General features: G+C 63.9%; 3 protein-coding genes, 3 rRNA genes and 1 pseudogene. 6 read left to right on the top strand and 1 reads right to left on the bottom strand.

Annotated features, from left to right (window positions below; genetic code table 11):
- The 4 genes and pseudogenes from BS72_RS35220 to rrf all read left to right on the top strand — a co-directional run.
- A pseudogene (locus BS72_RS35220) lies at nucleotides 1–152 on the top strand (tyrosine--tRNA ligase); the annotation flags it as partial.
- A 486-nt stretch (nucleotides 153–638) separates the two neighbouring features.
- Nucleotides 639–2,161 (top strand): 16S ribosomal RNA (locus BS72_RS06915).
- A gap of 311 nt (nucleotides 2,162–2,472) precedes the next feature.
- Nucleotides 2,473–5,596, top strand: a 23S ribosomal RNA gene (locus tag BS72_RS06910).
- A 131-nt stretch (nucleotides 5,597–5,727) separates the two neighbouring features.
- A 5S ribosomal RNA gene (gene rrf, locus BS72_RS06905) occupies nucleotides 5,728–5,844 on the top strand.
- Together the 16S, 23S and 5S rRNA genes form the textbook arrangement of a ribosomal RNA operon.
- A 350-nt stretch (nucleotides 5,845–6,194) precedes the next feature.
- Here rrf and BS72_RS06900 read toward each other — a convergent pair.
- Complete coding sequence (locus BS72_RS06900; protein WP_037907231.1) at nucleotides 6,195–7,127, bottom strand: hypothetical protein; 933 nt, start codon at nucleotides 7,125–7,127, stop codon at nucleotides 6,195–6,197.
- A gap of 728 nt (nucleotides 7,128–7,855) precedes the next feature.
- Between BS72_RS06900 and mtnA the strand changes: the two genes are divergently transcribed.
- Nucleotides 7,856–8,905, top strand: coding sequence for an S-methyl-5-thioribose-1-phosphate isomerase (gene mtnA, locus BS72_RS06895; RefSeq protein ID WP_037907229.1), 1,050 nt, complete (start codon nucleotides 7,856–7,858; stop codon nucleotides 8,903–8,905).
- Nucleotides 8,906–9,289: 384 nt separating this feature from the next.
- Complete coding sequence (mtrA, locus tag BS72_RS06890; RefSeq protein WP_198545765.1) at nucleotides 9,290–9,979, top strand: MtrAB system response regulator MtrA; 690 nt, start codon at nucleotides 9,290–9,292, stop codon at nucleotides 9,977–9,979.
- Nucleotides 9,980–9,999: the final 20 nt, after the last annotated feature.

Here is a 9,999-nt window from a genome sequence, read left to right as displayed (position 1 = left end):
CCCGGCGCACCATCAACGAGGGCGGCGCCTACCTCAACAACGCCAAGGTCGCAGGCGAGGACGCCGTCGCCACCCGGGAGGACCTCATCCACGGCCGCTGGCTGGTGCTGCGGCGCGGCAAGCGCAACCTCGGCGCGGTCGAGCTGACCTGAGTCGGCTGGAAACCCACGTTTGAGCGGCGGTCGAGCTTGACTCGGCCGCCGCTCGTCCGTAATGTAGTCCGAGTCGCCAAACGCCGGACGGGGTCCTGAAGGACCTCACCGCCGGCCGGCGGCCACCCAACTACCTACGTCTTCCCGTACTTCGGGCTGATTTTTGGTGCGCCTCGGTGTTCCAAAATTCATTTCGAAAACGCCGATTAGGAACCGGCGAGGGAATGGGGTAAGCTAGTAAACACGAAGGGAAAGCCCGGAGGGCAGCCGGGAGACGGTGACCGAAGGAAGCGTCCGTTCCTTGAGAACTCAACAGCGTGCCAAAAGTCAACGCCAGATATGTTGATACCCCGTCTCTCGGAGATCATCTCTGAGGACGAGGTTCCTTTGAAGAAAAACACACAGCGAGGACGCTGTGCACGGTCCGGCTTATTCCGTTGGACTGTGCCGCTCTTTCGCGGGTGTTGCCAGGATTACCTGGAAGCATTCACGGAGAGTTTGATCCTGGCTCAGGACGAACGCTGGCGGCGTGCTTAACACATGCAAGTCGAACGGTGAAGCCCTTCGGGGTGGATCAGTGGCGAACGGGTGAGTAACACGTGGGCAATCTGCCCTGCACTCTGGGACAAGCCCTGGAAACGGGGTCTAATACCGGATACGACCTGTCCTCGCATGGGGACGGGTGGAAAGCTCCGGCGGTGCAGGATGAGCCCGCGGCCTATCAGCTTGTTGGTGGGGTGATGGCCTACCAAGGCGACGACGGGTAGCCGGCCTGAGAGGGCGACCGGCCACACTGGGACTGAGACACGGCCCAGACTCCTACGGGAGGCAGCAGTGGGGAATATTGCACAATGGGCGAAAGCCTGATGCAGCGACGCCGCGTGAGGGATGACGGCCTTCGGGTTGTAAACCTCTTTCAGCAGGGAAGAAGCGCAAGTGACGGTACCTGCAGAAGAAGCACCGGCTAACTACGTGCCAGCAGCCGCGGTAATACGTAGGGTGCGAGCGTTGTCCGGAATTATTGGGCGTAAAGAGCTCGTAGGCGGTTTGTCACGTCGGATGTGAAAGCCCGGGGCTTAACTCCGGGTCTGCATTCGATACGGGCAGGCTAGAGTTCGGTAGGGGAGATCGGAATTCCTGGTGTAGCGGTGAAATGCGCAGATATCAGGAGGAACACCGGTGGCGAAGGCGGATCTCTGGGCCGATACTGACGCTGAGGAGCGAAAGCGTGGGGAGCGAACAGGATTAGATACCCTGGTAGTCCACGCCGTAAACGTTGGGAACTAGGTGTGGCGACATTCCACGTCGTCCGTGCCGCAGCTAACGCATTAAGTTCCCCGCCTGGGGAGTACGGCCGCAAGGCTAAAACTCAAAGGAATTGACGGGGGCCCGCACAAGCGGCGGAGCATGTGGCTTAATTCGACGCAACGCGAAGAACCTTACCAAGGCTTGACATACACCAGAAAGCTCTGGAGACAGAGCCCCCTTGTGGTTGGTGTACAGGTGGTGCATGGCTGTCGTCAGCTCGTGTCGTGAGATGTTGGGTTAAGTCCCGCAACGAGCGCAACCCTTGTCCTGTGTTGCCAGCAGGCCCTTGTGGTGCTGGGGACTCACAGGAGACCGCCGGGGTCAACTCGGAGGAAGGTGGGGACGACGTCAAGTCATCATGCCCCTTATGTCTTGGGCTGCACACGTGCTACAATGGCCGGTACAATGAGCTGCGATACCGTGAGGTGGAGCGAATCTCAAAAAGCCGGTCTCAGTTCGGATTGGGGTCTGCAACTCGACCCCATGAAGTCGGAGTCGCTAGTAATCGCAGATCAGCATTGCTGCGGTGAATACGTTCCCGGGCCTTGTACACACCGCCCGTCACGTCACGAAAGTCGGTAACACCCGAAGCCGGCGGCCTAACCCCTTGTGGGAGGGAGTCGTCGAAGGTGGGACTGGCGATTGGGACGAAGTCGTAACAAGGTAGCCGTACCGGAAGGTGCGGCTGGATCACCTCCTTTCTAAGGAGCACTTCCTACCATCGCAAGGTGGTCAGGGGGCCAGTTCATCGGCGAGTGTCCGGTGCTGGTTGCTCATGGGTGGAACGTTGACTATTCGGCACTGCCGGTTCGCCGGCTCGATCTAGTACGACCTCTTCGGGGGTATGGAACGGTGGGGTCGGGGGTGGTGGTGTCGGGCACGCTGTTGGGTCCTGAGGGAATGCCGTTGGTGTTCCTTCGTGTTATCGGGACCTGTCGGATCATGCTTTCGGGTGTGGTTTGTGGGTGACCGGTCGTGGCTTGAGAACTGAACAGTGGACGCGAGCATCTGTGGCCAATTTACTAAGGGCGCACGGTGGATGCCTTGGCACCAGGAACCGATGAAGGACGTGGGAGGCCACGATAGGCCCCGGGGAGCTGTCAACCAAGCTTTGATCCGGGGGTGTCCGAATGGGGAAACCCGGCAGTCGTCATGGGCTGTCACCCGCTGCTGAACTCATAGGCAGTGTGGAGGGAACGCGGGGAAGTGAAACATCTCAGTACCCGCAGGAAGAGAAAACAACCGTGATTCCGGGAGTAGTGGCGAGCGAAACCGGATGAGGCCAAACCGTTGGCGTGTGATACCCGGCAGGGGTTGCGTCAGCGGGGTTGTGGGAGTTTCCTTGATCGGTCTGCCGGCCGGTCGGAGAGTCAGAAACCGTATGTGTAGGCGAAGGGCATGCGAAAGGCCCGGCGTAGAGGGTAAGACCCCCGTAGCTGAAATGTGTACGGCTCTCTTGGAGATCACCCAAGTAGCACAGGGCCCGAGAAATCCTGTGTGAATCTGGCGGGACCACCCGTTAAGCCTAAATATTCCCTGGTGACCGATAGCGGATAGTACCGTGAGGGAATGGTGAAAAGTACCGCGGGAGCGGAGTGAAATAGTACCTGAAACCGTGTGCCTACAAGCCGTGGGAGCGTCGCAGTGTGTGCTTGCATGCACTGTCGTGACTGCGTGCCTTTTGAAGAATGAGCCTGCGAGTTTGCGGTGTGTTGCGAGGTTAACCCGTGTGGGGGAGCCGTAGCGAAAGCGAGTCCGAATAGGGCGTTTCAGTAGCACGCTCAAGACCCGAAGCGGAGTGATCTAGCCATGGGCAGGTTGAAGCGCGGGTAAGACCGTGTGGAGGACCGAACCCACCAGGGTTGAAAACCTGGGGGATGACCTGTGGTTAGGGGTGAAAGGCCAATCAAACTCCGTGATAGCTGGTTCTCCCCGAAATGCATTTAGGTGCAGCGTCGTGTGTTTCTTGCCGGAGGTAGAGCACTGGATAGGCGATGGGCCCTACCGGGTTACTGACCTTAGCCAAACTCCGAATGCCGGTAAGTGAGAGCGCGGCAGTGAGACTGTGGGGGATAAGCTCCATGGTCGAGAGGGAAACAGCCCAGAGCATCGACTAAGGCCCCTAAGCGTATGCTAAGTGGGAAAGGATGTGGAGTCGCAGAGACAACCAGGAGGTTGGCTTAGAAGCAGCCACCCTTGAAAGAGTGCGTAATAGCTCACTGGTCTAGTGATTCTGCGCCGACAATGTAGCGGGGCTCAAGTATACCGCCGAAGTCGTGTCATTGCAGCATTACCCCCAACGGGGGCTGTGATGGGTAGGGGAGCGTCGTGTGCCGGGTGAAGCCGCACTGGAAGGTAGTGGTGGACGGTTCACGAGTGAGAATGCAGGCATGAGTAGCGATTCAAACGTGGGAAACGTTTGCGCCGATTGACTAAGGGTTCCTGGGTCAAGCTGATCTGCCCAGGGTAAGTCGGGACCTAAGGCGAGGCCGACAGGCGTAGTCGATGGACAACCGGTTGATATTCCGGTACCCGCTATGAAGCGCCCAGTATCGAATCCTCTGATGCTAAGGCCGTGAAGCCGCCCTTGATCTCTTCGGAGTGATGGGGAGTGGTGGAGCCGCTGATCCGAGGGGGTAGTAGGTAAGTGATGGGGTGACGCAGGAAGGTAGTCCAGCCCGGGCGGTGGTTGTCCCGGGGTAAGGGTGTAGCCCGGACGGTAGGTAAATCCGTCGTCCATGCAGGGTGAGACCTGATGCCGAGCCGATTGTGGTGAAGTGGATGATCCTATGCTGTCGAGAAAAGCCTCTAGCGAGTTTCATGGCGGCCCGTACCCTAAACCGACTCAGGTGGTCAGGTAGAGAATACCGAGGCGTTCGGGTGAACTATGGTTAAGGAACTCGGCAAAATGCCCCGTAACTTCGGGAGAAGGGGGGCCATTCCTGGTGATGGGCCTTGCGCTCTGAGCTGGGGGTGGCCGCAGAGACCAGCGAGAAGCGACTGTTTACTAAAAACACAGGTCCGTGCGAAGCCGTAAGGCGATGTATACGGACTGACGCCTGCCCGGTGCTGGAACGTTAAGGGGACCGGTTAGTCACATTTCGGTGTGGCGAAGCTGAGAACTTAAGCGCCAGTAAACGGCGGTGGTAACTATAACCATCCTAAGGTAGCGAAATTCCTTGTCGGGTAAGTTCCGACCTGCACGAATGGCGTAACGACTTCTCGACTGTCTCAACCATAGGCCCGGTGAAATTGCACTACGAGTAAAGATGCTCGTTTCGCGCAGCAGGACGGAAAGACCCCGGGACCTTTACTATAGCTTGATATTGGTGTTCGGTTCGGCTTGTGTAGGATAGGTGGGAGACTGTGAGACCATGGCGCCAGCCGTGGTGGAGTCGCTGTTGAAATACCACTCTGGTCGTGCTGGATGTCTAACCTCGGTCCGTGATCCGGATCAGGGACAGTGTCTGGTGGGTAGTTTAACTGGGGCGGTTGCCTCCTAAAGGGTAACGGAGGCGCCCAAAGGTTCCCTCAGCCTGGTTGGCAATCAGGTGGTGAGTGTAAGTGCACAAGGGAGCTTGACTGTGAGACTGACGGGTCGAGCAGGTACGAAAGTAGGGACTAGTGATCCGGCGGTGGCTTGTGGAAGCGCCGTCGCTCAACGGATAAAAGGTACCCCGGGGATAACAGGCTGATCTTCCCCAAGAGTCCATATCGACGGGATGGTTTGGCACCTCGATGTCGGCTCGTCGCATCCTGGGGCTGGAGTCGGTCCCAAGGGTTGGGCTGTTCGCCCATTAAAGCGGTACGCGAGCTGGGTTTAGAACGTCGTGAGACAGTTCGGTCCCTATCCGCTGCGCGCGTTGGAGTCTTGAGAAGGGCTGTCCCTAGTACGAGAGGACCGGGACGGACGGACCTCTGGTGTGCCAGTTGTTCTGCCAAGGGCATGGCTGGTTGGCTACGTTCGGGAGGGATAACCGCTGAAAGCATCTAAGCGGGAAGCCTGCTTCGAGATGAGGACTCCCACCCCCTTGAGGGGGTAAGGCTCCCAGTAGACGACTGGGTTGATAGGCCGGATGTGGAAGCACCGTGAGGTGTGGAGCTGACCGGTACTAATAGGCCGAGGGATTGTCCATGTATGCTCGCGTCCACTGTTTGGTTCCCGGGTTGCGAAAGGTCGCACCGGTGAACTGGTTAATTGAAGATCGTGCTGGTTCCTGGAGCCTTGTCGACGCCCCTGTGTGATGTGGGGGTGGCCCGATAGAGTTTCGGTGGTCATAGCGAGAGGGAAACGCCCGGTTACATTCCGAACCCGGAAGCTAAGCCTTTCAGCGCCGATGGTACTGCAGGGGGGACCCTGTGGGAGAGTAGGACGCCGCCGAACAATCATTCAGCGTCAGCCCCCGTACTTCTGAAGTACGGGGGCTGACGCTTTTTTCATGCCCATTTTCGTGCCCTTTGGGGCCCGCCGCCTCGCGTGCGCCTTCATGCCGGGGGCTGGGTGCGATGCTCCTGCGGCCGCCCTCTCCTCCAGCACCCAGCAACCCAGCACTTCCAGGGCCCGGACGTTGCACCTTGCCGCTGGCTGTCCCGGACCCGTCCCGGACCACCCGCCAGGCCGGTAAGTCAGGGAGGCCCCGTTCCTCCCCGGAGTTCGCCCGCCGGCCCGGCCGGCAGGGAGACCAGCCGGCCGGGCCCGGGAAGGGAAGGAATAGGAAAGGGACGGGGAAGGAATCAGCGCTGCTGGGCCTGAGCCGCCTGAGCGAGCTCGATGTCGAGGGATTCACGCCGGATGCGCTGGTCGACGTACAGCAGCGCGATCACACCGGCCATGACCGGCATCGTGAACGCGCTGGCGATCGCCTGTCCGACACCGACGATGATGAGGTACGTCCAGCCCGGATGGCCGGAGTCCGTCAGCACACTGTCGCCGGTGAACCAGGAGGCGAGGCCCGCGAAGGGGAGCTGAGCCACGGACGAGGCCAGGACGGCCAGGAGAGCGGCGAGGATCTGGATGCCCAGGACCCGCCACCAGGCGCCCCGCACCAGCTTGGCCGAGCGCTTCAGGGCCGCGAAGACCTTCTGGCGTTCCAGGACGAGGGCCGGTGGAGCGAGGGAGAGCAGCACCCACAGCCAGATGACACAGGCCGAACCGACGATCGCGCCCAGCACTGTCAGTGCTGCGCCCGCATCATCCGACCCGGCTGCGATGAGCAGGATCCCCGGAAGCATCGCGATCAGCAGCACTACCACGTAGCCGACGGACATCAGCAACGTGAGCCCCACCAGCCTGGGCAGGCGGGGCCGGGCGTCGCGCCACATGGCCGAGGCCGTCACCGTCCAGCCGAACACCGCGCGGCTGACCACCGTCGTCAGCACCGCCGTCACCAGGAGGACGCCGAACGCCATGAGGAGCCCGCCTATGAGGGTCGGCCAGTAGGCGTCGCGGTAGGCGGACACGATGTCGTGCATCGAGGGGTTCTGCTCGTGCGTCAGCCTGTTGAGACGGCCGTTGTCGGTATAGGCGTGCTGGGTGACGACGCTGACGGCCTGGGTGACGGCTCCCACGCCCAAGGTGAGGGGGAGGACGGACCGCCAGTGCAGGCGTACCGTGCTGATCGCGCCGTCGAGGATCTCGCCGAAGCCGAGCGGCCGCAGCGGGATCACGCCTGGCTTGGGGGCCTGCGGAGCCCCGTTCCAGCCGGCGCCCCAACCGCCGTTCCAGCCACCGCCCGGGCCTGGCCGCTGCCACCCGGACTGCTGCCCGCCGGGTCGTTGGACCTGAGGCCCCCAGCGTGGGCCGCCCTGGTACTGCGGCGGCTGAGGAGCCGAAGGCCCGGCCGGCGGAAGGCCGGCGGAGGTCCATCCGGCCTGCGGCGGCGGCTGTCGGTGGGACCAGCCGGCGGGCGGTGCTCCCGGCGGAGCGGATGGCGGGCCGGACTCGTCGTCAGCACCGATCCGTTGTCGCTCCGCTCCCGCGGACTCGCCTGACGCGGCGGCGGGTTCGACTCTCCCGGCACCGTCGGCCGGCTCCGCCCCGTCGGTCGGCGTGACCCTGTCCGGAACCCCCGACCCCTCGGAAGTGTCCGCGGACGCGTCGTCAGCGGGCCGCTCGTTCGGAGCGGATGGCACGGATGAATGCGGAGCGGATGGCACGGATGAATGCGGAGCGGATGGCACGGACGGATCAGGGCCTGGGACGGGCGGATCGGGGTCCTGGGTGGACGGATCGGGGCGGTCGCCGTCTCGCGGCTCGCGGGAGTCGGAGGGTCCGGGCGATGCCCAGCCCGGATTGTCGGTCATCGGAGGCTGCCCCTTTGGGTTGCACGGCCTGTTCGGAGCGCCATCGTGTCACGGGCTCACGTCAGGGCGCCGTGTGGAGGCAGACTGAGGGGATGGCTGATCAAGCGACGCGAGCTGAGAACGCTGCCCTCCCCGCACTGCGCTGGGCGGAGCCGCCCGAGGGGCCGGTCCTGGTGCTGTTGGACCAGACCCGGTTGCCCCACGAGGAAGTCGAGTTGGTGTGCACGGACGTGCACGCACTGGTGGCGGCGATACGGTCGCTGGCCGTCCGTGGCGCCCCGTTGTTGGGCCTGGCCGGCGCCTACGGGGTGGCGCTCGCGGCGGGACGCGGCTATGACGTCGAGGAGGCTGCTGAGTTGCTGTCCCAGGCCCGGCCGACGGCGGTCAACCTCAGCTACGGGGTGCGGCGGGCCCTGGAGGCCCACCGGAAGGCCGAGCCGGGGCAGGCCGCGGCCGCCGCGCTCGCGGAGGCCCGCGCGCTGCATGCCGAGGACGCCGTCGCGAGCCGGGCGATGGCCGAGCACGGATCGCGGCTGCTCGGCGAGCTGGTGCCCGGCGGCGGCTTCCGGCTGCTGACCCACTGCAACACCGGCGCCCTGGTGTCGGGCGGCGAGGGGACCGCCCTGGGCGTGGTGCTGGCGGTGCACCGGGCCGGGGGGCTGCGGCGGCTGTGGGTGGACGAGACGCGTCCGCTGCTGCAGGGGGCCCGGCTGACCGCGTACGAGGCGGCCCGGGCGGGGATGCCGTACACGCTGCTCTCCGACAACGCGGCCGGCTCGCTGTTCACCGGCGGTGAGGTGGACGCGGTGCTGGTGGGGGCCGACCGGATCGCGGCGGACGGTTCGACGGCGAACAAGGTCGGCACCTACCCGCTGGCGGTGCTCGCCCGGTACCACCATGTGCCCTTCGTCGTCGTGGCGCCGACCACCACGGTGGACCTGGACACGCCGGACGGGGCCTCGATCGAGGTCGAGCAGCGCGCGGGGAGCGAGGTGACCGATCTGGCCCCCTCGCCGCTGGGCACGCAGGCGTACAACCCGGCGTTCGACGTGACCCCGCCGGAGCTGATCACGGCCATCGTGACCGAGAACGGCGTGGTCTCCCCGGTGACGGCGGAGACGCTCGCGGCGGTGTGCCGGTAGGCGGAGGCGGGGCGTCCGCCCGGGGCCTGCGGCGGTCCCGGGCGGGGAGGAGATCGTCGGCGGGCGAGGAGATCGTCGTCGGGGGGAGAGAGATCGTCGTCGGGCGGGGTCCGGCCGGGCGTTCGGGTGCCGCTCCGCCTCGGGCGGGGCCATACTGGCCGGATGTGCCGGTGGAGCGAGCGGGGCATGTCCAGCCGGGACAGGTACTAGGCTCGCCGCCTGGTGTCAGCGCGATGTCCGCGCCTGTCGTCGGACAAACGTCAATCGACCGTCAACGGACATCGACGGCCACGGAAACTGCTGGACGACCACGAATGACGTGGAAATGGACAGCAGTACGTGACCTCGATCACCGATGGTCACAGGAACCGATATGCAAATGGGATGATGGTCGGTATGAAGGGACGTGTCCTGGTCGTCGACGACGACACCGCGCTGTCGGAGATGCTTGGCATCGTGCTGCGCGGAGAGGGTTTCGAGCCGTCGTTCTGCGCCGACGGTGACAAGGCGCTGGCCGCTTTCCGGGAGAGCAAGCCCGATCTGGTGCTGCTGGACCTGATGCTGCCCGGTCGCGACGGCATCGACGTGTGCCGGCAGATCCGGGCGGAGTCCGGGGTGCCCATCGTGATGCTGACGGCCAAGAGCGACACGGTCGACGTCGTCGTGGGCCTGGAGTCCGGTGCCGACGACTACGTGATCAAGCCGTTCAAGCCGAAGGAACTGGTGGCCCGGGTCCGGGCACGGCTGCGGCGGGCGGAGGAGCCGACGCCGGAGCAGCTGGCGATCGGCGACCTCGTGATCGACGTGGCCGGCCACTCGGTCAAGCGCGGCGGCCAGCCCATCGCGCTGACCCCGCTGGAGTTCGACCTGCTGGTGGCGCTGGCCCGCAAGCCGTGGCAGGTGTTCACCCGCGAGGTGCTGCTGGAGCAGGTCTGGGGCTACCGGCACGCCGCCGACACCCGCCTGGTCAACGTGCACGTCCAGCGGCTGCGCTCCAAGGTCGAGCAGGACCCGGAGCGGCCCGAGATCGTGGTGACCGTCCGGGGCGTCGGTTACAAGGCGGGGCCGGGCTGAGATGTGCGCGTCGTACGAGC

Source organism: Actinacidiphila yeochonensis CN732, assembly GCF_000745345.1.
Taxonomy (GTDB): domain Bacteria; phylum Actinomycetota; class Actinomycetes; order Streptomycetales; family Streptomycetaceae; genus Actinacidiphila; species Actinacidiphila yeochonensis.
This window is presented reverse-complemented; position numbering and strand designations above follow the sequence as displayed.

Excerpts from the sequence above, each read along its gene's own strand:
- mtnA (WP_037907229.1), top strand. The coding sequence starts at position 7,856 with ATGGCTGATCAAGCGACGCGAGCTGAGAACGCTGCCCTCCCCGCACTG.
- mtrA (WP_198545765.1), top strand. The coding sequence starts at position 9,290 with ATGATGGTCGGTATGAAGGGACGTGTCCTGGTCGTCGACGACGACACC.